Here is a 25,582-nt window from a genome sequence, read left to right as displayed (position 1 = left end):
CTGCTGGCCCATTTCTGCGATTAGCGTTATCTTATTGAGCGATATTTGTTTTATTCAGGTTAATTAAAATAACGGGTGATTAACACCGGCGTATTCTTTTTGTCGCAGGCGATGGCATGCGGCGAGCGTTATTAAACTAAATAAACTCATTTTTCATTTACCGTCACTGCCAATGGCGTTATTTTAAGGGGAATAGTATGACATGGCGTAATTATCTTCTGGCATTGTGTCTGGTATTAAACGGATGCAGTGCCATTTACCCCACTGTTTCATCCTCATCCTCCTCCACTCACTGGGGGAATTGGGGAGCACCGCAGCCCGCAACGCGAGAACAAAAACAGCGTATTATCGCCGGCGAATCCGCCGCTTCCGTGCTGAATGAAGGCCGGGTCGGTATCGGCGGTACGCTGGACTGGTCGAAAATAGGGGGGCGCTAATCGCCACTCTTTATTCGGCGTGGCGCCAGACGTTATCTCAGAGATATTATGGAGCGGTTTATTATTAATTCGCTACTCTGTTTTCCCGATGCGTTATTTATCTTTAAACGATGAATCTCTGCTTGTTGAATTTATATCGACATACCTAGACATCATTACAGGAGTTTTCAATGGCAAAGCGTATTGTCGCCATGTTGATAATGTCGTTGTTGAGTCTGCAAGCAAATGCGGCCCGTTACGATCGGCAATGCGAGGGAGTTTCTCCCGTGCTGTTTCAGAAGAAATTGAAAGAGCTGGCGCATGGCCTGCGACAAGAGATGGCGGTGCCGACACCACCCACGGAGAACGAGGCTGAAACCTTGGCGCGTCTGGCGGAATGCGATGGCGAAAACGCGAAAACGCCGGCGACGGGAGGGCAACATGCGCCCGATCCCGCAGAGCCTCATATGTCTTCACTCAATGGCTGTTGAACGGTTCTCTGCGTCATTTTTCGTGGCGCGCCCCAGTCGGCTTATTCATGGAGCTTGTGTATTGAAAATACCCTCGTTAATCACTGCGGCGCTGGCGCTGCTGGCCTCATTTTGCAGTCAGGCGTTCATCGATCGCCATTCCTCGCCCGGCGCCTCGACGGAAAGTCCCTCTGCGGCGGGATGCCCGGCGCGGCTGGATGGCTTGTTGCAGCATATTTGGTTGGCTGAACAGATTCAGGCGGAGCGCATGCAGCTGGCGCGGCTGCGTGCGGAGCGGGAAGCGTTGGAAATGTGGTTGCAAACACAGAAAACGGCGAGACGTTCTGCGCAGGGGCACCAGAGCGCCCGATCGGCCTGCGAACAGGGAGCCGATATTGTTCGCTGCCTGTCGCTGCGTCTGCGCCGGACGTCCCTGATGGGGCCGCATCGGCCGTTTGTCGGCGCATATTGCCGGGCCTGGCTGAATGGTCGGCCGCTGAATTGCTAAAGATGAGAACAGGGACTTGTCAGGAGTTTATCGATGAAAATGATAGTGTTGACCGGCGTGGCCTTGTGTTGCGCCAGCTTCGCGCAGGCGCGGGTGGATCTGGAATACCATGCGGCGGCGCCGAAGGACAGTAAGATCACCGAGGAATACCAGAAAAAGCGTGATGCATTGCGTCACAAGGTGTGGAATGTCGATAACCTGACGCTGGTCAACGAGCAGGCGATTGCACGGGAACAGCAGCGCGAGGCAGCAGAGGCCGCCGAGCGGCAGCAGCGGAACCTGGAACAGCAGGAGAAAAAGCAGCGTTGCCTGCGCAGACACTCGAAAGATCCTCACCCCGAGGCGAAGTGTTACATGCACAACTTCTAGCCTTTAACGTCCGGGCGCTTGCTGCGCCCGGCGTCGTTTAGGCCGGGCGGCAATGCTCTTTCAGCATGGCGATCGCATCAGGTTTCAACTGATACAGATAGACCGGTCGGCCAGTGGCGCCGTACAGAATACGGGTGCCGAGAATGCCGCTCTCCGCCAGATAGATGAGGTACTTGCGGCAGGACACCCGCGAAATGCCGATGGCGTTGGCCAGGTTGTCGGTGGAAAATTCGCTGTCGTGCTGCTGTTCGATCCACTCGCACACCGTGCTCAGGGTGATGCTGGTTAGCCCTTTCGGCAGCTTCTTGCTCTCCTGGCCGCCGGGCTGGCGGCGTAGCAGGCTGTCGACGTCGGCCTGCGAAAACTCGCGCTGCGCCAAAAGCTGCGACTGTTGCCGGTAGTGGCTCAGCGCCTCCTTGAAGCGGCTGAACTGGAACGGCTTGATCAGGTAATCCACCACGCCGTAGTGCAGCGCTTTTTGCACCGTGTTCACGTCGCTGGCGGAGGAGATGATGATCACATCGGTCTTCTCGCCGAGTTCGCGCAGGCCGGGCAGCAGATCCAGCCCGTTCTCCTGCTGCATGTAGATATCCAACAACACCAGATCGATGCTGACGCTGGCATCGGCCAGCAGGGCGCGCGCCTGGCTCAGAGTGGCGACCGTCGCTTGGCAGTGAAAACCGCCGACCTGGCTCAGGTAGTATTTGTTCAGCTCCGCCACCATCGGGTCGTCGTCGACAATCAGTACGTTAATCATGGGCTCTGCTCTTGGCCTGATAGGGAAGGTGCACGAAAAATTGGGTCAGCTCGCCCGGTTCGGATTCGAAATCGATGCTGCCGCCCAGTTTCTCCAGATGGCTGCGGATCAGCGCTAGGCCGATGCCGCGTCCCGTTCCCTTGGTGGAAAATCCGTGTTCGAAGATGCGCGCGGCGATCGCCGGATCGATGCCGGGGCCGTCGTCGCTGACGATACAGTGTAATTGATCGTCGTGGTGATGGAAGCTCAGGCCGATCTCGTGTCCCTCAACGCCGTCGATGGCGTCGATGGCGTTTTCGATCAGGTTGCCGAGCACGCTGATCAGCACATGGGTGGTCTCCGCATCGTCGGTTTCTGGCAGCAGGCTGGTTTCCTCGATGGTCAGTTCGATGCCGGCCTCATGGGCGCGGCTGATCTTGCCGATGAAGAAGCCCGCCACTTCCGGCGAATGGATCTTGCGCAGCAACGCGCCGATCTCTTCCTGGTAGTTGCTGGCGGTGTTGATGATGTAGTTTTCCAACTGCTGATAGGCCTTCATGTGCAGCATGCCGAGTATCACATGCAGCTTGTTCATAAATTCGTGCGACTGCACCCGCAGGGCGTCGGCGTAGTGTGCCATGCCGCTCAGGCGCTGCAGCAAGCGGCTGACCTCGGTTTTGTCGCGGAAGGTGGCGATGGCGCCGGTCACCTGGCCGTTGACGATCACCGGCACGGTATTGGTCAGCAGTTCGCTGCCGTTGAAGCTGATCTGCCGATCGCGCAGCGGTTCGCCGCTGGCCAGCACCTCCGCCAGATGCAGCTGCGCCGGCCAATGCTTGCTGGCGGCTTCCAGCAGCAGGTTTTCCACCGGCCCGCTCTGGCGCAGCAGGCGCTTGGCTTCGTCATTGACGATGGTGATGCGGGATTCATTATCGACCGCGATCACGCCTTCTTTAATCGACTGCAGCATGGCGTTGCGCTGTTCGAACAGGTTGGAGATTTCGTAAGGCTCGAAACCCAGCATGATGCGTTTGAGCGCGGAGACCAGGAAAAAGGTGCCCAGGCTGCCGACCAGCGCGGCGAAGGCGATGGTCCAATAGATGATCCAGCGGCTCTCCGCCACCACCCGCTGCACGGTGTCCAGCGCGATGCCGAGCGCCACCACGCCGATTTGTTTTTTCTGATCGTCATACACCGGCACGAACACCCGCAGCGCCGGGGCCAGCGTGCCGCGGTTGATGGCGCTGTTGACGTTGCCTTGCAACGCGGGCGCCAGATCGTCGCCGATAAAATGCTTGCCGATCAGCCAGGGTTTAGGGTGCGAATAGCGGATGCCCTGCATATCCACCACCACCACGAACAGTAGCTCGTTTTGATGGCGCACCTGCTCGGCGAAGTGCTGAATGGCGCCGCTTTGATCGCGCCGCTGCAAGCCGTCGATCACGGTGTTGGAGAGCGCCAGCGTGTTGGCGACGGCGATGGCTTTTTGCTGCAGCTGATCTTGCCCTTCGCGGCTCATCTGCACGAAAAACAGCGCGAATACCACCAGCAGCACCGAAGCGATGATGGCGGACACCATCAGCGTGATGGAGGTGCTCAGCTTGAGCGGCACCCGTTGTTTTGGCATGGCGGTTCTCCGAATGGCGATTTCACGGCATATTCTAGCGAGGAATGAGGCAAGCTGCAGTTACCGGCAGCAGGTTATAGCATGCTGCCGGGGTGCGGAGGGGTTATTTTAGTTACAAAAGCGGGTCATTGCTGGTGGTAGAGCTCCAGCGCCTGTTGGCCGCTGGCACCTTGATGGATGATCGCCATCAGGGCGCGCACCACCTGCGACGGATTGCTGTGTTGGTAAACGTTGCGGCCATAGACCATGCCGGAAGCGCCCTGGGCCATCAGCGCGGCGGATTTTTCCAGCACCGGCCCCAGCTCCCCCTTGCCGCCGCCACGCACCAGCGTCGGGCAGCGCGCCGCTTCCACCACGCGGTGAAAATCCTCCACCCGATCGGTCGGATCGGCCTTGATGATGTCGGCACCCAGCTCGCGCGCCAGCCGCACCAGCGGCACGATCTTCTCCACGTCACCCAGAGATCCGTAGGCGGCGCCCTGGCCGGCTGGCGCCATTACCAGCGGTTCGATCATCAGCGGCATGGCGTAGCGATCGCAGGCGTGGCGCAGGCGGCCGATGTTCTCCACGCATTGGCGGAAAATGCCGGGTTCATCCGGGATCATATACAGATTGACCACCACCGCGGCGGCGTCCATTTGCAGCGCGGCGAGGATCGGCGCTTCCGGGTTGTGCAACACCGCCCACATCTCACGGTGGCGCGCGGCGTTATAGGCGTTGCCGACGTCGGTGCGCATCACCAGCGCCGGCTTTTCGCGCTGCGGCGCGCGCTGCAGCAGCTCCGCTTGGCCGTAGTTGACCTGAATGGCGTCGGGGCGCGCGGCGATCAGGTTGCCCATCACCCGTTCGATATCTTCCAGGCCGATTAAAAAATCCGGTTCGTTGGCGATGCCGTGATCGATCGCCACATCCAGGCACTTGCCGTTGTTGAACAGGCGGTTCATCCGCACCTTACTGCTGAGCTGCATGTCAGGTCCTCCTGAGATAGGGATATGTCCATTATTGCCGAGTAAGAATGGTCGGGAAACGCGGAAACCGCAAACTGCGTAGCCGCTCGCAGTTTTTGCCGGCGCACGAAAGGGGAACGCTCGCCGGTGGCTTTCATTTCATTTGTTAGATCCGTGTCATGTTTTTGTTAATAAGCCATTCCAAAATGCATGTTTCGCTTGTTTGGGTTAAAAAGTTTCAATAATCTAAATTATGAAATAAACATTTAAAAACGCGATAAAGACGCCGTTTGCTGTGCCAGGGGTTTATTTCAATTGATTGTTTTTAATCTGTTTTGAGATATCGATCACCATTTTTTTCACGGCCTTAATACGGCGATAACGCGGTAATTTCGCCGTATCAAAGGGATAACACCGACCGTATTGTTGTTTGAATGTAAAAAATATTTTTCATTAGCTGTCAACCAACAGACCTCTTCATTCTAACGATTAAAGGGTAACGAACATGAAGCTGAAGAAACTGATCGCCGCCTCGGTACTGATGTGTATGCTGCCGGCCAGCGTGTTGGCGAAAGACATCAAGATCGGCGTTTCCATGGCTTACTTCGATGACAACTTCCTCACCATTCTGCGCCAGTCGATGCAAAGCAAAATGAAGGCCGACGGCAACGTCAGCGGCCAGTTCGAAGACGCCAAGGGCGACATCGCGCAGCAAATTCAACAAATCGAAAACTTCGTCAGCCAGGGCGTCGACGCCATCATCCTCAACCCAGTGGATACCCAGGGCGTCAAGCCGATGATCAAGCTGGCCGAGAAGGCCAAGATCCCGCTGGTGTTCGTCAACCGCAAGCCGGAAGTGGCGCTGCCGGCCGGCATGGCCTACGTCGGCTCCGATTCCAAGCTGGCCGGCAAGCTCCAGATGGAAGAGCTGGCCAAGCTGATGAACGGCAAGGGCAACGTGATGATCCTGATGGGCGAGCTGTCGAGCGAAGCCACGCGCGACCGCACTCGCGGCGTGGAAGAGGTGGCGGCCAACTACCCCGGCATCAAAATAGTCGACAAACAAACCGCCAAGTTCTTCCGTAAAGAGGCCGTGGACGTCACCACCGACTGGATTTTGTCCGGCCAGCAGATTGACGCCATCGCCTCCAACAACGACGAAATGGCCATCGGCGCTATTTTGGCGCTGAAGCAAGCCAAGAAATCCGGCGTGTTGGTGGCCGGCGTTGACGGCACGCCGGACGCGCTGGAGTTCATCAAGAAGGGCGATCTGGCGTTGAGCGTGTTCCAGGACGCCAAAGGCCAGGGCGAGGGCGCGGTGCAAACCGCCGTTCAGCTGGTGAAAGGCGAGAAAGTGGAGAGCAACGTGCTGATCCCTTACCAGCTGATCACCCAGGCCAATTACCAGCAATTCGCCGATAAAAACAAGAAATAAGCCTTGAAGCCCGCCGCGGGCGCCGGTGTGGGGCGAGCGCGGCGGAAAACGTGGGTCAGTGCGGAGGTAAGCGGTATGTACCCTTATGTTCTTGAGGCCGAAGGCATCAGCAAGCAGTTCCCCGGCGTCAAAGCGCTGGATAAGGTCTCGATTAAAATCAAACCCGGCAGCGTGCACGCGCTGATGGGGGAAAACGGCGCGGGCAAATCGACGCTGATGAAATGCCTGATAGGCATCTACCACCCGGACGAAGGCTCGATCAAAATCAAAGGTCGGCCGGTCACCTTCAGCGATACGCTGCAGGCGCTGCATTCGGGCATTTCCATGATCCACCAGGAGCTAAACCTGGTGCCTGACATGACGGTGGCGGAAAACATCTGGTTGGGGCGCGAGCCGGCGCGGCTGGGGTTCGTCAACCACGAGCAGCTGAATGAACAGACCCGCGAACTGCTGGCGCGGCTGAACATCAAACTGCAGCCGGATACGCTGGTGGGCGAGCTGAGCATCGCCAACCAGCAGATGGTGGAGATCGCCAAGGCGGTGTCCTACAACGCCGACGTATTGATCATGGATGAACCGACCTCGGCGCTGACCGAAGGCGAAGTGGTGCACCTGTTCGCCATCATCCGCGAACTGCGTGAGCAGGGCAAAGGCATCATCTATATCAGCCACAAGATGGATGAGATCTTTGCCATCACCGACGAAGTGAGCATCTTCCGCGACGGCACCTTCATCGCCTGCGACAAAACCGAAAACCTGACCAAACAGTCGCTGATCACCATGATGGTGGGGCGCGAACTGACGCAGATGTTCCCCAAATTCAACAACAATATCGGCGAGGAAGTGCTGCGGGTGGCGGGGTTGCGCCGCAGCGGCTGGTTCCACGACGTGTCGTTCAGCGTCAAGCGCGGCGAGATCCTCGGCGTCGCTGGGCTGGTGGGCGCCGGGCGCAGCGAAGTGATGGAAAGCCTGTTCGGCATGCACCCGGCGGACGGCGGCGAGATCTTTATCGAAGGCCAGGCGGTGAAGGTGGATTCTCCGGCGAAGGCGATCGAGAGCGGGCTGGCGTTTCTCACCGAAGACCGCAAGAAATCCGGCCTGTTTCTGGTGCTGTCGGTGGTCGAGAACATGAGCATCGTCAACCTGTCGGAATACATCGGCAAGAACGGTTTCGTCAGCCACGTGCAGATGGCCAAAGACTGCATGGATCAGATTAAAAAGCTCAACATCAAAACGCCGACCATGGATCAGATCATCAATAACCTCAGCGGCGGCAACCAGCAGAAGGTGCTGATCGCGCGCTGGCTGCTGGCGCAGCCGAAAATCCTGATCCTCGACGAACCGACGCGCGGCATCGACGTGGGGGCGAAAGCGGAAATCTACCGCCTGATCAGCGAGCTGGCCAACCGCGGCGTCGCCATCATTCTGGTGTCTTCCGAGCTGCCGGAGATCCTCGGCATGAGCGACCGGGTGATGGTGATGCACGGCGGCCGCATCACCGGCATTTTGGACAAAGACGACGCGGACCAGGAGAAGATCCTGGCGCTGGCCTCAGAATAACGAAGGGTGAACATCATGAGTAACGTAAAGATTGAGAAGCCGCTCTCCGCCGATTCAACGGGCAAGGGAACGCTGTTCTCCGGGCTGAGCGGCAAAATGCCGAAGGATACCGGCATCTTCATCGTGATGATCGGCATCGCGCTGATCTTCGAAATCCTCGGCTGGTACATGCGCGATCAGTCGTTCCTGCTGAACCCGAACCGCCTGCTGCTGATCGTGCTGCAGGTGGCGATCATCGGCATCATCGCGGTGGGCGTCACCCAGGTGATCATCACCACCGGTATCGATCTCTCCTCCGGCTCGCTGATTGCGCTGACCGCGGTGGTGGCGGCCAGCCTGGCGCAGACCTCGGACAGCATCTCGCCGATGTATCCGGGGCTGCTCGATCTGCCGGCGGCGATCCCGATCGGTGCCGGGATCGGGGTGGGCATCGTCTGCGGCTTTATCAACGGCTTCCTGATCACCCGCACCGGCATTCCGCCGTTCATCGCCACGCTGGGGATGATGGTATCGGCGCGCGGCCTGGCGCAGTACTACACCAAGGGCAACCCGGTCAGCTTCCTGTCGGACGGCTTCACGTCAATCGGCCAGGGCGCAATGCCGGTGATCATCTTCCTGGTGATTGCGGTGATCTTCCATATCGCACTCAAACACACCCGCTACGGCAAATACATCTACGCCATCGGCGGCAACATGACCTCGGCGCGGGTCTCCGGCATCAACGTCAATAAGTACCTGGTGACGGTTTACACCATCGCCGGCGGCCTGGCGGGGTTGGCGGGCGTGGTGCTGGCGGCGCGCGTCAGCAGCGGCCAGTCGAGCATGGGGATGTCGTACGAGCTGGACGCCATCGCCGCGGCGGTGATCGGCGGCAGCAGCTTGATGGGCGGCGTCGGGCGCATTACCGGCACGCTGATCGGCGCGGTGATCCTCGGCCTGATCAAAAGCGGCTTCACCTTTATCGGCGTCGACTCTTACATTCAGGACATCATCAAAGGCGTGATTATCGTCGCCGCCGTGTCGATCGACATGCGGCGCAACCGCAAAAAACACTGATTGCCGTGAATTGCCGCCGGCGCCAAGGTGGGCCGGCGGCGTTTTTTTTACCGGGGGACACATCATGAACTACCTGAAAGGGCTGTGGCTGGTGGTGGCGCTGTGTGCGTCCACTCCGGCATGGGCGCAAACCATCGGCGTATCGATGGCCTATTTTGACCAGAACTTCCTCACCATCATCCGCCAGGCGATCGACAAGGAGGCCAAAGCGCGCGGCATTACCGTACAGTTCGAAGACGCGCGCGGCGACGTCGGCCGCCAGACCGATCAGGTGCAGAGCTTTATCAGCGCCGGGGTGGACGCGATTATCGTCGATCCGGTCAACTCGGCCAGCACCCCGGTGATGACCAAAATGGTCCAGGCCGCCGGCGTGCCGCTGGTGTACGTGAACCGCACGCCGGGCGACGCCAAACTGCCGCAGGGCGTGGTGTTCGTCGGCTCCGACGAGCGGGAGTCCGGCACGCTGCAGATGGAAGAGCTGGCGCGGTTGGCTAACTATCAGGGCAACGTGGCGGTGATGATCGGCAACCTGACCGACGCCGGCGCGCTGCAGCGCACCAAAGACGTGGAGCAGGTGGTGGCCAAGTACCCGAAAATGAAGGTGGTGCAGAAGCAAAGCGCCAACTATTCACGCAGTGAAGGCATGGATCTGATGATGAACTGGCTGACCAACGGCGAAGCGATCGACATCGTCGCCGCTAACAACGACGAGATGGCGATTGGTGCGATCATGGCGCTGCAGCAGGCGGGCAAGGCGGATAAGAAAGTGCTGATCGGCGGCATCGACGCCACGCCGGACGGCCTCAAGGCACTGGCCTCCGGCAAGATGCAGGTCACGGTGTTCCAGGACGCGGTCGGCCAGGGCAAGGCCTCGGTCGATGTGGCGCAGCGCATGATCAACGGTGAAAAACTCGAGCCGTATTACTGGATCCCGTTCGAGCTGGTGACGCCGGCCAATCAGGGGAAATATGCGGCCAGGCCGTAAGTTAACCGCCAGGTTCGCGTTGCCGGGGCGCTGCTTGCAGCGCCTTTCTTATTGGCGCCAGTTACATGTCCGCTTGCGGCCAGCGCGGCGCCGAATCTTGCCTCACACTGAGGATCTTTAAACCGCGAGAGGATGGGCGATGAACGCATTAAACGGCAAGGTGGCGGTGATCGGCGGCGCCAGTTCGGGGATCGGCAAAGCGGCGGCGCTGCTGTTTGCCCGGCAGGGCGCAGCGCTGGTGTTGGGCGCGCGGCGCGAGCCGCTGTTGGCCGAGCTGGTAGAGGTCATTCGGCGCGAGGGCGGCCGGGCGTTGGCGGTAGCCGGTGACGTGCGCGACGAAGCCTTCGCCGAACGGTTGACGGCGACGGCCGTCGATGAGTTCGGCGGGCTGGATATCGCTTTCAACAACGCCGGCACGTTGGGGCCGCTGGGGCCGTCGCTGGCGCTCAGCGCGTCAGAATGGCGCGACGTGCTGGAAACCAATCTATCCAGCGCTTACTACAGCGCCAAATATCAAATCCCCGCCATGCTGGCGCGCGGCGCAGGCTCGGTGATCTTCACCTCCACGTTCGTCGGCCACACCGCGGCGTTTCCCGGTACGGCGGCCTATGCGGCCAGCAAATCGGGGCTGATCGGCCTGACGCAGGCGCTGGCGGTGGAGTTCGGCGGGCGCGGCATTCGGGTGAACGCGCTGCTGCCGGGGGGCACCGACACGGCGATGGGGCGGCAGATGAGCAATACCCCGGAAGCGCTGGCGCAGGTGGCCGAACTGCACGCGCTGAAGCGGCTGGCGATGCCGGAGGAGATCGCGCAGGCGGCGCTGTATCTGGCGTCTGACGCCTCCTCATTCGTCACCGGCACCGCGATGCTGGTGGACGGCGGCGTTTCCATCCAGCGCGGCTGAGGTTGGCAGGGCCCGTGGCCGGGCGCCACGGGCCCTACGCGAGGCATTACCAGCCTTTGACGGCGTCGCCCTTGTAGATTTCGGTGGCGCTGGCCGCCACTTCATCGGTCTGATAGGCCTTGACCAGATCCTTCACTTTCTCGCTGTCTTTGTTGTCGATGCGGCTGGCGAAGATGTTGACGTACGGCGAGTTTTTGTCCTCGACAAACAGTCCGTCCTTGGCAGGCGACAGGCCAATCTGGCTGGAATAGTTGGTGTTGATGATCGCCAGCGTCACCTGTTGGTCGTCCAGCGCGCGCGGCAGCTGCGGCGCTTCAATCTCGACGATCTTTAGCTTTTTCGGGTTGCTGACGATGTCCAGCGCGGTCGGCAGCAGGCCGACGCCGTCTTTCAGAGTAATCAGCCCCTGTTTTTGCAACAGCAGCAGCGAGCGGCCCAGGTTGGTCGGATCGTTCGGCACCGCCACCTGCGCGCCGTCCGGCAGTTGGCTGAGTGCGGTTATCTTCTTCGAATAGCCGGCGATCGGGTAGACGAAGGTGTTGCCTACCGCCGCCAGCTTGTAGCCGCGCTCCTGCATCTGTTTGTCCAGATACGGTTTGTGTTGAAAGGCGTTGACGTCCAGATCGCCGTTGTTCAGCGCTTCGTTCGGCAGCACGTAATCGTTGAAGGTCACCACCTCCACGTCCAGATCGTATTTCTGCTTGGCCACTTTCTGCACCACCGCCCACAGCGACTGATCGATGCCGGCGCTGATGCCGACCTTGATGTGGTGATCGTCCTGTGCGGTCGGGCCGCAGGCGGTTAGCAGCAGCGTGCCGGCGGCGGCCAGCGCCAGGGTGAGGTTTTTCAGCGTAAATGTCATTTTCCCAGGGTCCTTGTCAACATTGCCTGCTAATTTTGGCGGGCAGAATAGTGGCAGTGACTGTAGGTAATCGCTGGGCTAAAACAAAATACTGATTCACTATGACTCATAGCGATTAGCTATGAGCGGCCACTGCCCGGCGCGGTGCGGATTGCTTTGACGGCGAATCGACGGGCTTATTATGATAGCCGTTGGCCCGCAAGGGCAGACTGGGTACTGAAACGAAGGAAAAGACAATGCGATTGAACACTTGGAGCAAGGCGCTGCTGCCGCTGGTGGTGTTGGCCTGCGTCTCGGCGACTCAGGTTCGGGCGGCGGAGAGCGATACCGGACCGATCCCTAAACAGCTGCTGGGCAACTGGCGCGTCAGCAAGATCGTGCCGACCCAGACCACCGGCTGTTGGGATCAACAGCAGGCGCAGAGCCTGATCGGCGGCAAAATCAGCTACAAAGCGGATACGTTCAGCTGGAACGGCACGGCGCTGAAAAGCGAAGGGGCCACCGTCAGCACCGTAGAAGCGCAGGAGTTTGTCGAGGACAATTCCGGCAGCAGCTCCTACATCGATTTCCCGATGCTGGGCATCAGCACGCCGTCGGTCGAACGCGTGGTCATTCAGCATGCGGATACTACCATCAAAGGCATCACCGATCAGGGCACCGATGGGGTGCCCGGCGATAACGTGCTGGTGAAAGACGCCAACACGCTGATCCTGTCGTTGTGCAACGTCTGGTTTGAGGCGCAGCGCGAGAAGTAATTTTTGCCTTCAGCCCCGGCAACGGGGCTTTCCCACCGCATCGCCACCCGTCGTACGCGCCATTTCTGAACTAAAATTAACCATAACGATATGACCCTGACGTGATATCGGAGCCTCGGCTCTACCGAGTCCATGACAGGAGGCGCTATGTGTTACCACCATATTGTCATCGCCACCGATCTGAGCGATGACGGCAAACGGTTGGTCGAAAAGGGGGCGCTGCTGGCGGAGGCGCTGCAGGCCAAACTCTCGCTGATCTATGTCGACGTTCACTACGACACCTACCACGCGGCGATCGGCTTTTCGGAGCGCAGCTATGACGGCGTGCCGTTCGAAGAGAAGATCCGCAAAGAGCTGGAACCTACCACGCAAAACGTCAACTACCCGATCGCGGAAGTGATTATCGGGCGCGGCGGCTTCGTTGACGAACTGCGCACGGCAGTCGTGGACAAGAACATCGATCTGCTGGTGTTCGGCCATCACCACGATCTGTGGAGCAATCTGTTTTCTTCCACCCGCAACGCCATCAACCAGCTGAATATCGACGTGCTGGTGATCCCGATCCGCTCATAAACGCGGGCCACCGCCGGGCAACGATGGCGGTGGCCGCTGCGGCTTATTGCGTGAAGAAGTCGTTATACAGCATGTACAGGTGCGCCGCGCTCCAGGAAAAGTTCGGCGCGCCTTGCTGCTTGCCGGTGAGCGGGTTGTAGTTCTCGCGGATCGGCCCGTCGGCGATCAGACCGTCGGCGTGGCGAAAGAAGGCCTGCGCCATCGCCACCGCGTCATCGCGATAGCCGTAGCGTTCCATGCCCTTGAGACCGAAATACAGCTGATCGACCCACACGCGGCCGCGCCAGTAGATATCCGCGCCGAACGCCGGGTTGGTCAGCGCCGCGGTGCCGAGCGGCACGTAGGTATTGAACTCGCGCGGATCCTTCATCACCCTGACCACCGCATCGGCGTGCGTCTGGCTGGCGGCGCCGTTGAACAGCGGCGACCAGCCCTCCGGCCCTTTGCCGCGCTCGACGATCGGTTTGCCGGCGCAGCCATTGGCCAACGCCCGGCCTTCGATGCGGATGTCATAGAAGAAACCGCTTTGCTTGTCGAACATGCAGGTGTTGATGTAGGCCGCCAGCCGGTCGGCTTTGGCGCGGAAGGCGGCGGCTTCGGCGCCTCGGCCCAGAATATCGGCCATCTCCGCCAGGTAGCGGTTGTCGCTGTACATGTAGCTGGCCTGATCCACCGATTCCTGCAGCAGTGAGTAACCAAGCAGCGTGCCGTCCGGCGCGCGGTTTTCGGCGAATTTCACCTGCCAGTCTTCGCGTTTGCCGCCCTGCGCTACATAGCGCGCCAATTGATCCGGATCGATAAAGCCGAATACCGCCGCGTCGTCGCGGCCCGATTCCCAGGAGGCGGCGGTCTGCGCCGGGATCTCGATGCTGTCGTACCGCCCCTCGCGCACGATGCGATCGTAATTGTCGAGGCCGGCCAACGTTTGCTCGCGCTGCCCGCGCTTGACGGTGAACAACATGCGCCCGTCGGGGGTATTGTGCGCTTTGTCGCGGGTGGCGCCATACTCCGGCACGCCGTTGCCGTTGTGGTCACGGTTGCGCAGCCACCAGTCATGGTAGGCCATCAGCTTCGGGTACATCTCCGCCAGCCAGCCCTTATCGCCGGTGACGCGATACACCTCCATCACTGCCCAGGCCGCCAGGCTCGGTTTGGTGTTGCGCTCGTTCCAGTTGCCGCCGTCGCCGCCGCGCTCCGGGCTGGGGTTGTAGGCGACAAGGTCGGGCAGAAAACCGGTATCCCACGGGCGCAGGGCGTCGCCCGGCCGGATCTGGTAGGCGAACACCGCGCGAATGTTGTCCTTGGCCACGTCCGGGTTGAAGTGCGCCATGGCGTAGGCCTGCTTCCAGGTGTCCCACGGCCAGGTCTGGTTGCCGGAGAACCAGCGTCCGGTGACCGACGGGGTGACCGAGTCGAACTTCATCGCCCCGGCTGCGCCGCGCCAGTTGCCGTTCAGCGTTTCTATCGCTTTGACCGCCACGCGGGTTTGTTCCGCCGTGGCGTGTGGGTTGCTGAGCCCAGTGGCGAGATAGCGTTCCCAACGCTGGGCCGACGCGGCCATATAGCGCTGCGGGTGAGCGAGGATGTCGGCGATAGTGCGCTGTTCGCGCTGCGTCTCTTCGGCGGTAAGCAGGTGCGAGTAGGTGGTATACAGCGTGGTGGAGCCGGCGATGCGCGCCGTGGCGCGGAAGCGGTGGCCGTCGACCGTGGTGCGCTGCGGCAGCGATTTGTGGATCTGATACTCGGACTGCCCGGAGGTCATCAGCTGCGACGGCGCGCGCACCTTGCCGAAGGTGACGCGCAGGCCGTCCGCCGTCGGCACAATGCGGCGCGTGTAGTTCGGGAATGCCTGCTCGAGGGTCGCCGGCGGCTGCGGTTTTTGCTCTTTGGCGGCGTAGCGCTCCAGCAATTCGCCGTCCCACACCAGCTCCAGCGGCGCGTCGGTCAGGATCTGGGTTTCCAGCAACGAGGTGCGCGCGGCGGCGAAGCGCAGCGTCAGGTTGACGGTCACGCCCGGCGCGCTGAGCCGCTGCACCAGGGCGCCGGGCAGGCTGTAGGCCGTCATGGTGAAATGCACCGGTTTACCGTCCCGATAGACGCTGAGCCGATCGAAATTGTTGGCCATAAAGTTGATGTACTCTTCGGTCAGCAGCGCCGGGCCGGGGAAGCCACCCATGCCTTCAGGGCCGCTCGGCAACAGGTGGCCGTGCCAGGCGCCGAGATCGAAGAATGGGTTGAAGCGCTGGTGATCGTCGAAGTCGTAGTCGAGCATAGAATGCGGCGCACCGTGGCGATCGATCACGTTTGGGTAGCGCTCGGCCAGCGGGGCGTCGGGCATTTTCGGCGCGCAGCCCGTCAGCATCAGCACGAGGGCAGTGGCCAGCGGGGTCAGGGGAGTCATGTTCATCGTAGGAGCCTCAACGGTTACCAATAGAAATATTGCATCAGAAACACCGAGTTGCTGGCGCCGGTGCTGTCATTGCGCATAAAGAACTTGCTGTCCAGCGCGGTGGCCAGTTTGCCGCCGGCGTATTCGTACCAGACGCCAAACTGGGCGTATGAGGTGGCGGTATCCGCTGCGTTATCAAACCGGTGGCGGGCGTAGCTGTAGGCGGTGGAGAGATACAGCCCTTTGGCGGTTTCCGTCATCGCGCTGAGCATCAGGCCCGACTCGCTGCCGGGGTGGCCACCGCTGTCGCCTTTGCCGGTGTGGTGCCAGACGCGGCCGGCCAGGTGTTTGCCGCGCAGCCCCAGCAAAAACAGCTGCCCCAGGCCGTCCGTCACTTCCAGGCCGTTCAGCAACGTCAGACTGTCCTGCAGATCGTATTGGGTGTAACCGTTGATCATCGCCCGGTAGGTGTACTTGTCGGAATAGCGATCGTATTTGCCGAAGTGCAACAGCGCCTTGCTCTCGTCGATACGACTTTCCGGCGCCGCTGTCACACTGTAGCGGAAGCGTCCGGTCAGATTTTGCAGCTTGGCGGCGTAGCTGAGATCGCGGGTGTTGGGGATCACGTAGCCGTACTCCGGCGTGAAGTCCCCCCACCATTGCAGATCGTCGAGCGACGAGTCGTTGCGTACGCTAAGCATCATCTCGGTGCCGTCGTCGGTGCGGTAACCGCCGTAAAAGCGGTTTAACCCACCCTCGAAGCCGCCCCAGCCGTGGCCCGGCGTCCAGGCATGGCCCTGGCTGTCCGCCTGCACGGTCCAGCCTTCGCCGTAAATCAGGCCGAACCAGTGGCCCTGTTTGATCTCCAGGCCGCCTTCGATATAGGTGCCGTCGCTGTATTGATGCTGATGTTCGCCGTTCAAATAGACGCTGCCGCCGATGCCGAGCTCGCCGTAAAAGCGCAGGGCGGTCGCGGCGGTTTCGGGCAACGACGGCGGCGGCAGCTGATTGCGCTCCGCCGGGGTGACAGGTTCTTGCTCCGCCCAGACGGGCGCGCTAACGAGCAGCAACCAGGGCAACAGGGCGTGATGATTTAGTGATTTCATGGGGCATAGGCCTGGTGTTGGATGGAACGGAACGTCAGCCGAGCGGCGGCTCACGCGAGGTCGCTCCCGGATCCCTGGGAGAAGAGAAAAAGTCCGATCGTAGAGAGCGGTAAACGGCAGGTATATTAGTAAAATATTTAGTAAAAAATACGCTTTAATCAGTAAAGCGTTAACTTGATCACAGCGGACGAAATGGGTATCTTTCGCTGCAGGCGCCCGGCAACGGCTGGCATGAGCGTGCTCTGGCCCGATTTGGGAAGGAGAGGGCGCGGGCGGCGCTGTACGCCGCGGCGCTATCCGATTAAGCTACCGTTTTTCGTCTGTGCATTGGGACTCTATGGCCACACTGAAGGAAATTGCTGAAGCTGCTAATGTGTCCGTCGCCACCGTTTCGCGCGTGTTGAATGACGATCCCACCCTGAGCGTGAAGGCGCAAACCCGCCAGAAGATCCTGGAAGCGGCGGAGCGCCTCGAATACAAGATTGCGCCTTCCAAACGGCAGAGCGGGCAACGCCTGCAATTCGCCGCGCTGTTCACCTATACGCAGGGCGTGGAGATCAACGATCCCTATTACCTGGCGATGCGTTACGGCATCGAAACGCAGTGCGAAAAGCTGGGCGTGGCGCTGAGCGCCGGTTACGACTTCAACGGCGACAAGGCGCTGCCGGCGGCCGACGGCCTGCTGGTGATCGGCCGGCCGCAGCCCGCGCTGTATGAGCAGATCAGGCAGCAGGAAACGCCGGTGGTGTTCATCGACGGCGTGGTGGACGACGAGCGTTTCGACTGCGTCAATGTCGACCTGTACAAGATCAGCCGCAAGGTGATCGACTACTTCATCGGCCGCGGCTATCAGCGCATCGGCTTTATCGGCGGGCGCGACGCTCCGGCCGGCATCGACCAGCGCGAGCAGGCGTTCGTCGAGTATGGCCGGCAGCAAAATGTGGTACGGGCGCAGGATATCTACCACGGCGATTTCAGCAGCCAGTCGGGCTATCAGTGCGCGAAAGCGATGTTGCAGAGCAAGAATGGCTATCCGCCGGCGCTGCTGGTGGCGACCGATTCGATCGCGATCGGCGTGCTGCGCGCGTTGCACGAACACGGCATTCAGGTGCCGGGGCAGATCGCGCTCATCAGCGTCAACGACATTCCCACTGCCCGCTTTATTTTCCCCGCCTTGTCCACGGTGCGCATCCCTTCGGAAACCATGGGCGCACAGGCCGTCAACCTGCTGGCGGAGCGGCTGCGCGATGAGCGCGCCGTCCCGCTGTCGATCTTCGTTCCCAGCTCGTTGCAGCTGCGCGACACCACCCTCGCCTGACCGGTCCCCGCCTCGGCGGGGGGCGTTGGCGCCCAAAATTAACGTCATGATAAAAAAAGATATTTGAGATTTATTGTGATCCTGTCGTCATTTGGTAAATATCAACTGTAGTTTTTACTAAATATTTACTATCGTTTCCGCATTGCACAGGTGTCGGGAGACGTGACGTGAATAATTGGGAAAACATTGAAAAACAGTCGGAGCACCGGTTGCCGCCGCGCGCGAGCTTCTTCAGCTATGCGGATGCCGGGCAGGCGCTGAGCTTTGATCGCAACGCCAGCCGACGCTTCCAGCTGCTGAGCGGCCGCTGGCGCTTTCGCTTCTTCGAGCATCCGGCGCAGGTGCCGGCGGCGTTTTACCGCGAGCCGATGAGTGACTGGGGCGATATGGCGGTGCCGGGCATGTGGCAACTGGAAGGGCATGGCCACCTGCAGTACACCGACGAAGGCTTCCCGTTCCCGATCGACGTGCCTTACGTGCCGACCAATAACCCCACCGGCGCCTATCAGCGCCACTTTACGCTCGATGCCGGCTGGCAAGATCAGCAAGTGCTGATCAAATTCGACGGCGTGGAAACCTACTTCGAGGTGTACGTCAACGGCCATTATGTCGGCTTCAGCAAGGGCAGCCGGCTGTGCGCCGAGTTCGATATCAGCCCCTATGTACGGCAGGGCGAGAACTTGCTGTCGGTGCGGGTGATGCAGTGGGCCGATTCCACCTACATCGAAGATCAGGACATGTGGTGGATGGCCGGCATCTTCCGCGACGTCTATCTGATTGGCCAGAGCGCCACCCACATTCACGACCTGACGTTGGTCACCACCTTTGATGAGCGCTATTGCGACGCGCAGTTGGCGATCGATGCCGAACTGCATCATCTCGGATCGCAGGCCGCCGAGGGCTGCCGCCTCCAGGCACAGCTGTTCGACGGCGATCGCTGCGTGGCGGAGCAGTGGCGCGACGATCTACGCATCGAGCAAGCGCTAAGCTGCCGTTTCGAACTGCCGGTCAGCCGCCCGCAGCAGTGGAATGCGGAAAATCCCTACCTGTATCAACTGCTGCTCAGCCTGTATGACGGCGCCGGCAACCTGTTGGGCGTGGTGCCTCAGCGGGTGGGCTTCCGCGAGATCGCGGTGCGCGACGGGCTGATGTACGTCAACGGGCGCTACTTCAAACTGCACGGCGTCAACCGCCACGATCACGATCACCTTAAAGGGCGCGCCGTCGATATGGCGCGAGTGGAGCGCGATATCGTGCTGATGAAGCAGCACAACATCAACTCGGTGCGCACCGCCCATTACCCCAACGATCCGCGCTTTTACGAGCTGTGCGATCTCTATGGCCTGTTCGTGATGGCGGAGACCGATCTGGAGAGCCACGGCTTCGCTAACGTCGGCGATCTCAGCCGCATCACTGACGATCCGCGCTGGGAGCATGCCTACGTCGAGCGCATCGAGCGCCACGTGGCGGCACAGAAAAACCACCCGTCGATCATCATCTGGTCGCTGGGCAACGAGTCGGGCTATGGCTGCAACATTCGCGCCATGGCCCGGCGCTGCAAGGCGCTCGATCCGACTCGCCTGATCCACTATGAAGAAGATCGCGACGCCGAAGTGACCGACGTGATCAGCACCATGTATTCCCGTGTAGCGATGATGAACGCCTTCGGCGAATACCCGCACCCCAAACCGCGCATCCTGTGCGAATACGCCCATGCCATGGGCAATGGCCCCGGCGGGCTGTTCGAATACCAGTCGGTGTTCAACCGCCACGCCAGTTTGCAGGGGCACTACATCTGGGAATGGTGCGATCATGGCCTGCTGAGCCACGACGAGCAGGGACGCGAGCGCTACCAGTACGGCGGCGATTACGGCGACTACCCGAACAACTACAACTTCTGCATGGACGGCTTGATCTACCCGGATCAGCGCCCCGGCCCCGGCCTGCGTGAATACCAGCAGGTGCTGTGCCCGGTGGAGGTGACGGCGGATGAGGGGGCAGGTGACGTGCTGCGGGTGAGAAACCGCTATTGGTTCAGCTCGCTGGCGGACATCACGCTGAAGGTCAGCGTCAAGACCGACGGCCGCCAGGTGGCAAGTTACGAATTCAAGCTGCCGAATCTGCAACCGGGCGAGAGCGAAGACATGCACCTGCCGGTGTTGGCGCTGGGGCAAGGGGAAACGCTGATCGACGTGGCGGTGTATAAGGACAGCGCCACCCGTTACAGCGAGAGCGGCCAGCGGCTGGGGCATTATCAGCATCTGCGCCAGACGGCGACGCGGCTGCCGGCTCCACCGTTGGCCGATGCGCCGGCGCTGCAATGCCGCGAGGAGAATCATCAGCTGATCGTCAGCGGCGGCCGGTTCCAGCTGGCGTTCTCGCTGCTGAGCGGCGAACTGCTTTCGTGGCGGGTAGACGGTGAAGACGTGGTGGGGCGCGCGCCGCGCATCACCTTCTTCAAACCGGTGATCGATAACCATAAACAGGAATATGAGGGAATTTGGCTACCGCATCATTTCCCCATCATGCAGCAGCACTTCCGCCGCCTCAGCCGGCAATGGCAGGGCGAAGATCTGCTGCTCGAGGTGCACAGCCTGATCGCGCCGCCGGTGTTCGACTTCGGCATGCGCTGCACCTATCGCTGGCGCATCTCACCGCAGGGCTACGTCAGCCTGGATCTGTCCGGTGAGCCTTACGGCGATTTCCGGCAGATTATCCCGAAAATCGGTCTCGATTTCGGCATCAGCCGCCGCTTCGAGCAGGTGGAATACTACGGCCGTGGACCGGGCGAGAACTACCGCGACAGCTGCCGGACCAACCTTATCGGTCACTACCGGCAGCGCGCCGACGCGCTGTTCGAACACTATCCGTTCCCGCAGGACAACGGCAATCGGCAGGACGTGCGCTGGCTGAGCCTGCAGGATGCGGCGGGTAAGGGGATCTTCATCCAGCCGCGGCGGCCGATTAATTTCAGCCTGTGGCCTTACAGCGCCGAGAGGCTGCACCAGGCCCAACACATCAACGAGCTGGAACCGAGCGACTGCCTGACGCTGAACCTGGACGACCAGATCCTCGGCCTTGGCTCCAACTCCTGGGGCTCCGAAGTGCTGGATACCCACCGGGTTTATCTGGCGCCGTTCAGCTACGGTTTCACGCTGGTGCCGTTCGACGGTCGGCAAACGCAGGGCGCCACGCTCGCTGGTTATGACTTCACGCCCGCTCATCACCACCCGCAGTCTGCGGAGGAAAACGCATGATCATTCTCGAATCCCTGGCGGAATTTCAGCGCATTTATCACAGCGGCAAGAAGTGGCTGCGCTGCATGGAGGCGATTGCCAATGTCGATCGCATCAGTCCGAACGTATGCCATTCGATCGGCGACTCGCTGACGTATCGGCTCAGCGTCGGCGCCGGCCGGCAGCACGGCTGGCTGGAGGGCAACCGCCGTTACTTCGACGTGCACTATTACCTCGACGGGGAAGAGACCGTCGAGGTCGCCGACAAGCGGGCGCTGACGACGGTGGCGCCCTATCAGGACGAAACCGACCGCGAGTTTTTCAGCGGCGAAGGCGAGCGGCGCCGGGTCGGTAAAGGCAACGTGGTGATTTTCGAAAACCACCAGGCTCACCGCTTCACAGAAAGCGGCAAGATAAAAAAAGTCATTTTAAAAGTGACGGTGGAAGACAGCTATTTCGTCAATAAATAGCGCGCCCGCCGAACAATAACAACAAACCGAAGTCCCCTACACCATTCGGAGAATCTCTATGGCTGCGTCGAACAGAAACACCATCGGCAAGTTTGGCTTGCTGTCGATGACGTTTGCGGCAGTGTTCAGTTTCAACAACGTGATTAACAACAATATTCAGCTCGGGGTCGCCTCGTCGCCGGTGTTCCTGGTGGCGACGATCATTTACTTCATTCCCTTTTGCCTGATCATCGCCGAATTCGTCTCGCTCAACCGCAATTCCGAGGCCGGCGTCTATGCCTGGGTGAAAAGCGCGCTCGGCGGGCGCTGGGCGTTTATCACCGCCTACACCTATTGGTTCGTGAACCTGTTCTTTTTCACCGCGCTGCTGCCGCGCGTCATCGCCTACGCCTCTTACGCGTTTTTAGGCTATGACTACGTATTTACGCCGCTGACCACGGCGATCATCAGCATCTTCCTGTTCGCCTTCTCGACCTACATCTCTAACAGCGGCGCAAAACTGCTGGGGCCGATGACCTCGGTGACCTCGTCGCTGATGCTGCTGCTGACGTTTTCCTACATCATCTTGGCGGGCGCGGCGGTGTTGGGCGGCATCGAGCCGGCCGACCCGATCAACGTGCAGGCGATGACCCCGAACTTCAACTGGGCGTTCCTCGGCATTACCGCCTGGATCTTCCAGGCGGCGGGCGGGGCGGAATCCGTGGCGGTGTACGTGAACGATGTGAAAGGCGGCAGCCGCGCTTTTGTTAAGGTGATCATCGTTTCCGGGCTGTTCATCGGCGTGCTGTACTCGGTGTCTTCGCTGCTGATCAACGTGTTCGTGCACCGCACCGACCTGCACTTTACCGGCGGTACGGTACAGGTGTTCGAAGGCCTGTCGGCGCACTTCGGCCTGCCGACGGTGCTGATGAACCGCTTTGTCGGCATTGTTTCCTTCACCGCCATGTTCGGTTCGCTGTTGATGTGGACGGCGGCGCCGGTGAAGATTTTCTTCACCGAAATCCCGAAGGGCATTTTCGGCGAGAAAACCATTCGCCTGAACCGGCACGGCGTGCCGACGCGCGCGGCCTGGATCCAGTTCTTCATCGTTATCCCGCTGATGCTGATCCCGACGTTGGGTTCCAGCAGCGTGCAGGACTTGATGAACACGCTGATCAACATGACCGCTGCCGCCTCGATGTTGCCGCCGCTGTTCATCATGCTGGCCTACCTGAATCTGCGGCTGAAGTACGACCGGGTGGCGCGCGATTTCAAAATGGGCTCGCGCCTGCAGGGCATCGCCATCGTCAGCGTGCTGATCGCCATCTTCACCGTCGGTTTCTTCGCCTCGACGTTCCCGACCGGCGCCAGCATCATGACCATCGTGTTCTATAATGTCGGCGGGTTGGTGGTGTTTCTGGGCTACGCCTGGTGGAAGTACAATCGCTACTCGAAGACCCTGAACGCCGAGGCGCGCTACCACGAAGACATGCCGCTGGCGCGCCTCGCGCTGGAAGCGCAGGAAGGGGCGCCGGCCGGGCAACCCACGTTGACCACGCCCGCTTGCAATAAGCCGCTGTAATCTCTCTTCTATCGGCTCCGCGTTCCGGCGCGGAGTCTCGTTTCACGGAAAAAATTCCTGCCCCGGCGTTTGCATAATACATAAGTGAATACTAATGTGTTTGTATGAACGAAAATGACATCTTCAAGGCGTTGGCCGATCCGACCCGCCGCGGTATCTTCGACAAACTTGCCGCCGGCAGCATGAACGCCAGCGCGCTGCGCGAAGGGCTGACCATCAGCCAGTCGGCGATGTCGCAACACCTGGCGGTGCTGCGCAATGCCGGGCTGATACGTGAGGCGAAGCAGGGGCGCTGCGTTAATTACCAGGTCGACCCGGACGGGCTGGCGCAGATCGCCCAGTGGCTGGCGAAGTACCGCGCCTATTGGCCGGCGCGCATCGACGCGCTGCAAACCTTGCTGAAGGATATGGATCAATGAATAAACGGGTTGAGCCGCCGCCGCGCGATCGGCTGGTATTGGAGTATGCGCTCGAGGCGCCGCCGGAAAAAGTGTGGCGGGCGCTCAGTATTCCCGAACTGCGCGAGCAGTGGCTGCCGCCGGGGGATCTGGCGCAGGCCGAGCCGTTGGCCACCACGCCGGGCGAAGCAGTGAGCTATCGCCTGCGCGACGACCTGCCGCCGTTTCTCGAAAGCGTCGTCACCCTGCAGATCGTGGCGGATGCCGGCGGCGGCAGCCTGTTGCGGGTGATCCACCGGCTCGACGCCGTCAACGACGGCCCGACGATGATGATGCGCGCCGCCTGACGCGTTAAACACATTTCTCTTTGTTGCCAACCCAGGAGTTCACCGATGCGTGAGAAGATGATGCTCGTCCCGATGGTGGTGGAGCAGACCAGCCGGGGAGAACGCTCCTTTGATATTTATTCGCGCCTGCTGCGTGACCGGATCGTGTTCCTTAACGGTGAGGTCAATGACGACGTGGCCGAAATGCTGTGTGCCCAGTTGCTGTTTCTGGAGGCGGAAAACCCGGAAAAACCGATCCACCTGTACATCAACTCGCCGGGTGGGGCGATCACCAGCGGGCTGGCGATTTACGACACCATGCAGTATATCCGCGCGCCGGTGCATACGCTGTGCATGGGCACCGCGCGTTCGATGGGCTCATTCCTGCTGATGGCCGGCGAACCGGGGCACCGCATGGCGCTGCCCAACGCCAGCCTGCACGTGCACCAGCCGCTGGGCGGCTTTCAGGGGCAGGCGTCCGACATCTTGATCCACGCCGAAGAAATGAAGCGCACCAAAGTGCGGGTGATCCGGCTGTATGCCCAACATTGCGGCCTGAGCGAAGAGGAGGTGGAGCGGGTGTTGGATCGCGATCGCTTTATGACCGCCGACGAAGCGGCGGCCTGGGGATTGATCGATCGGGTATTGCGGGAAAGGTAAAGGGCTCAGGAGTGCGTGGCGGATTGTTGCGTTTGCCAAACCCATTCAAGCCCGCATTCGACCATCGCGAAATAGAGGCTGAAGTAGCGCTCCGCCATGATAAAGAACGAGCTGTTGAGTTCGATCACCACGTTATTGGTGGTGGTCAGCAGGCCGGATTTTTCCGCCGCCTGCAGAATGCGATTCACGTGCGCGCGTGAGACGGAGCACGACTTGGCGATTTTCGCCGAGGAGAGCAGCAGAAAGGGGGAGTCCTGCCGGATGCTTTCGATATGCAGCATCAGCAGCACCATGTGGCCGGCGTCCTTGCTGATAAACAGTCCGGATTGCGGCACCAGATCGATCAGGTAGATCTCCTTGAGCATCAGCTGCCCGTAGGCGGCGAAAAAGGTGGGCAGAAAGTCGGGCGCCGCCAGCAGCGTCGCGATGGGCATCTGTGGCGCCAGCGCCTGATAGGGCAACGCCATTGAGGCGATCAGCGCCTGGGTTTCCGCCAGCGCGTGCGGCGTAGGTTTATAGCGCAGCTGGCGTTTGTCATGTTCGCAGGGTTTGACCTCCAGTCTACGGCCGACCCGCAAAAAAAACAGAAAGGAGTCCAGGGAGTTCTCGCTGATCAAATTTTTCCCTTTAAAAAAGGCTTTGATGTCTTTCAGCCCGGCGGCGGGCTGGTGGTAATAAATGGACAGGATAGTGGAGCAAATGATGAACCGGCTGTTCCTGAAGATGATTTTATAAAACAGCGGATGTTTCTTGTAGGTCTCTTTTAATAACTCCCCGTGTTTGACGATGGCGGCGTGAAACGCCGGTGACTGCCTGATGATGTTGGCCTGTTTCTCCAGGTGAAACTGTAGCTGGAATCTGCTTAGACTCATTTTCCCTATTTCCTGTACTTAAAAAAAATGTGCTGCTTTTTAT

Annotated in this window: 25 protein-coding genes; 18 read left to right on the top strand and 7 right to left on the bottom strand. The window is 60.3% G+C overall.

Going from position 1 to position 25,582, the window contains the following annotated elements:
• Positions 1-197: 197 nt before the first annotated feature.
• The 4 genes from N6G83_RS08515 (at position 198) to N6G83_RS08500 (ending at position 1,763) form a co-directional block, all read left to right on the top strand.
• Positions 198-437: a hypothetical protein gene (locus tag N6G83_RS08515; protein ID WP_197770032.1), complete on the top strand. Its 240-nt coding sequence runs from the start codon at positions 198-200 to the stop codon at positions 435-437.
• A 170-nt stretch (positions 438-607) separates the two neighbouring features.
• Positions 608-907 carry a hypothetical protein gene (locus N6G83_RS08510; protein WP_049204177.1) on the top strand — a complete coding sequence of 100 codons (300 nt, stop codon included), beginning with the start codon at positions 608-610 and terminating at the stop codon, positions 905-907.
• 61 nt (positions 908-968) lie between these two features.
• A complete protein-coding gene (locus tag N6G83_RS08505) occupies positions 969-1,394 on the top strand; it encodes a hypothetical protein (RefSeq protein ID WP_151428428.1) in 426 nt (141 codons plus the stop codon).
• Between the two features lie 33 nt (positions 1,395-1,427).
• Positions 1,428-1,763, top strand: coding sequence for a hypothetical protein (locus tag N6G83_RS08500; RefSeq protein ID WP_025302462.1), 336 nt, complete (start codon positions 1,428-1,430; stop codon positions 1,761-1,763).
• A gap of 37 nt (positions 1,764-1,800) precedes the next feature.
• Here the strand turns inward: N6G83_RS08500 and dcuR are convergent, their stop codons facing one another.
• The 3 genes from dcuR to N6G83_RS08485 form a co-directional block, all read right to left on the bottom strand.
• Positions 1,801-2,520, bottom strand: a complete 720-nt coding sequence (gene dcuR, locus N6G83_RS08495) for a two-component system response regulator DcuR (protein ID WP_004940959.1) — start codon at positions 2,518-2,520, stop codon at positions 1,801-1,803.
• On the bottom strand, positions 2,513-4,126 hold the full coding sequence (locus tag N6G83_RS08490; RefSeq protein ID WP_089195769.1) for a sensor histidine kinase: 1,614 nt from the start codon (positions 4,124-4,126) through the stop codon (positions 2,513-2,515). Before N6G83_RS08490 ends, dcuR begins: the two co-directional genes overlap by 8 nt.
• A gap of 125 nt (positions 4,127-4,251) precedes the next feature.
• Complete coding sequence (locus N6G83_RS08485) at positions 4,252-5,094, bottom strand: class I fructose-bisphosphate aldolase (RefSeq protein WP_049209431.1); 843 nt, start codon at positions 5,092-5,094, stop codon at positions 4,252-4,254.
• 484 nt (positions 5,095-5,578) lie between these two features.
• On the opposite strand from N6G83_RS08485, the gene N6G83_RS08480 reads away from it, so the two are divergent.
• The 5 genes from N6G83_RS08480 to N6G83_RS08460 all read left to right on the top strand — a co-directional run bounded on the left by N6G83_RS08480 (position 5,579) and on the right by N6G83_RS08460 (position 11,013).
• Positions 5,579-6,508, top strand: coding sequence for a sugar ABC transporter substrate-binding protein (locus N6G83_RS08480; protein ID WP_025302465.1), 930 nt, complete (start codon positions 5,579-5,581; stop codon positions 6,506-6,508).
• Between the two features lie 75 nt (positions 6,509-6,583).
• The gene (locus N6G83_RS08475) at positions 6,584-8,068 is read left to right on the top strand and encodes a sugar ABC transporter ATP-binding protein (protein ID WP_025302466.1); all 1,485 of its coding nucleotides are present in this window, start codon (positions 6,584-6,586) and stop codon (positions 8,066-8,068) included.
• A gap of 15 nt (positions 8,069-8,083) precedes the next feature.
• Entirely contained in the window at positions 8,084-9,124 is a 1,041-nt protein-coding gene (locus N6G83_RS08470) for an ABC transporter permease (RefSeq protein WP_025160279.1), read from the top strand.
• Between the two features lie 64 nt (positions 9,125-9,188).
• On the top strand, positions 9,189-10,109 hold the full coding sequence (locus N6G83_RS08465) for a sugar ABC transporter substrate-binding protein (protein ID WP_197770034.1): 921 nt from the start codon (positions 9,189-9,191) through the stop codon (positions 10,107-10,109).
• 139 nt (positions 10,110-10,248) lie between these two features.
• Positions 10,249-11,013: an SDR family oxidoreductase gene (locus N6G83_RS08460; RefSeq protein ID WP_197770036.1), complete on the top strand. Its 765-nt coding sequence runs from the start codon at positions 10,249-10,251 to the stop codon at positions 11,011-11,013.
• 46 nt (positions 11,014-11,059) lie between these two features.
• Here the strand turns inward: N6G83_RS08460 and metQ are convergent, their stop codons facing one another.
• Positions 11,060-11,875, bottom strand: a complete 816-nt coding sequence (gene metQ, locus N6G83_RS08455) for a methionine ABC transporter substrate-binding lipoprotein MetQ (protein WP_043141591.1) — start codon at positions 11,873-11,875, stop codon at positions 11,060-11,062.
• A 236-nt stretch (positions 11,876-12,111) separates the two neighbouring features.
• Here metQ and N6G83_RS08450 point away from each other — a divergent pair, with 236 nt between their 5' ends.
• Complete coding sequence (locus N6G83_RS08450) at positions 12,112-12,630, top strand: hypothetical protein (protein WP_197770038.1); 519 nt, start codon at positions 12,112-12,114, stop codon at positions 12,628-12,630.
• A 147-nt stretch (positions 12,631-12,777) separates the two neighbouring features.
• Positions 12,778-13,203 (top strand): universal stress protein, encoded by a 426-nt coding sequence (locus N6G83_RS08445; protein ID WP_015377548.1) that lies wholly within the window; start codon positions 12,778-12,780, stop codon positions 13,201-13,203.
• Positions 13,204-13,246: 43 nt separating this feature from the next.
• On the opposite strand, the gene ygjK is transcribed toward N6G83_RS08445, so the two are convergent.
• Positions 13,247-15,610, bottom strand: coding sequence for an alpha-glucosidase (gene ygjK, locus N6G83_RS08440; RefSeq protein ID WP_197770039.1), 2,364 nt, complete (start codon positions 15,608-15,610; stop codon positions 13,247-13,249).
• A gap of 17 nt (positions 15,611-15,627) precedes the next feature.
• Complete coding sequence (gene ygjJ / locus N6G83_RS08435; RefSeq protein ID WP_127146187.1) at positions 15,628-16,698, bottom strand: protein YgjJ; 1,071 nt, start codon at positions 16,696-16,698, stop codon at positions 15,628-15,630.
• A 337-nt stretch (positions 16,699-17,035) separates the two neighbouring features.
• Here ygjJ and ebgR point away from each other — a divergent pair, with 337 nt between their 5' ends.
• From ebgR to N6G83_RS08400, 7 genes are all read left to right on the top strand, one after another.
• Positions 17,036-18,016, top strand: coding sequence for a transcriptional regulator EbgR (gene ebgR / locus N6G83_RS08430; protein ID WP_089195774.1), 981 nt, complete (start codon positions 17,036-17,038; stop codon positions 18,014-18,016).
• A 167-nt stretch (positions 18,017-18,183) separates the two neighbouring features.
• Entirely contained in the window at positions 18,184-21,273 is a 3,090-nt protein-coding gene (gene ebgA / locus N6G83_RS08425; protein WP_197770040.1) for a beta-galactosidase subunit alpha, read from the top strand.
• Positions 21,270-21,722, top strand: a complete 453-nt coding sequence (locus tag N6G83_RS08420) for a beta-galactosidase subunit beta (protein WP_197770041.1) — start codon at positions 21,270-21,272, stop codon at positions 21,720-21,722. Before ebgA ends, N6G83_RS08420 begins: the two co-directional genes overlap by 4 nt.
• Before the next feature lie 58 nt (positions 21,723-21,780).
• Entirely contained in the window at positions 21,781-23,283 is a 1,503-nt protein-coding gene (locus N6G83_RS08415) for an amino acid permease (protein WP_049204167.1), read from the top strand.
• A gap of 104 nt (positions 23,284-23,387) precedes the next feature.
• Complete coding sequence (locus N6G83_RS08410) at positions 23,388-23,702, top strand: ArsR/SmtB family transcription factor (RefSeq protein ID WP_025302473.1); 315 nt, start codon at positions 23,388-23,390, stop codon at positions 23,700-23,702.
• Positions 23,699-24,028 carry an SRPBCC domain-containing protein gene (locus N6G83_RS08405; RefSeq protein WP_260515115.1) on the top strand — a complete coding sequence of 110 codons (330 nt, stop codon included), beginning with the start codon at positions 23,699-23,701 and terminating at the stop codon, positions 24,026-24,028. The genes N6G83_RS08410 and N6G83_RS08405 overlap by 4 nt, the downstream gene beginning before the upstream one ends.
• Before the next feature lie 45 nt (positions 24,029-24,073).
• A complete protein-coding gene (locus N6G83_RS08400) occupies positions 24,074-24,667 on the top strand; it encodes an ATP-dependent Clp protease proteolytic subunit (protein WP_043141566.1) in 594 nt (197 codons plus the stop codon).
• A gap of 5 nt (positions 24,668-24,672) precedes the next feature.
• On the opposite strand, the gene N6G83_RS08395 is transcribed toward N6G83_RS08400, so the two are convergent.
• Positions 24,673-25,539: a hypothetical protein gene (locus N6G83_RS08395; protein WP_049295410.1), complete on the bottom strand. Its 867-nt coding sequence runs from the start codon at positions 25,537-25,539 to the stop codon at positions 24,673-24,675.
• Positions 25,540-25,582 lie beyond the last annotated feature (43 nt).

This window comes from Serratia sp. PL7, from assembly GCF_945957435.1.
Note: the sequence above shows the minus strand (reverse complement) of the source record. Positions and strands in the feature narration are given on the sequence as shown.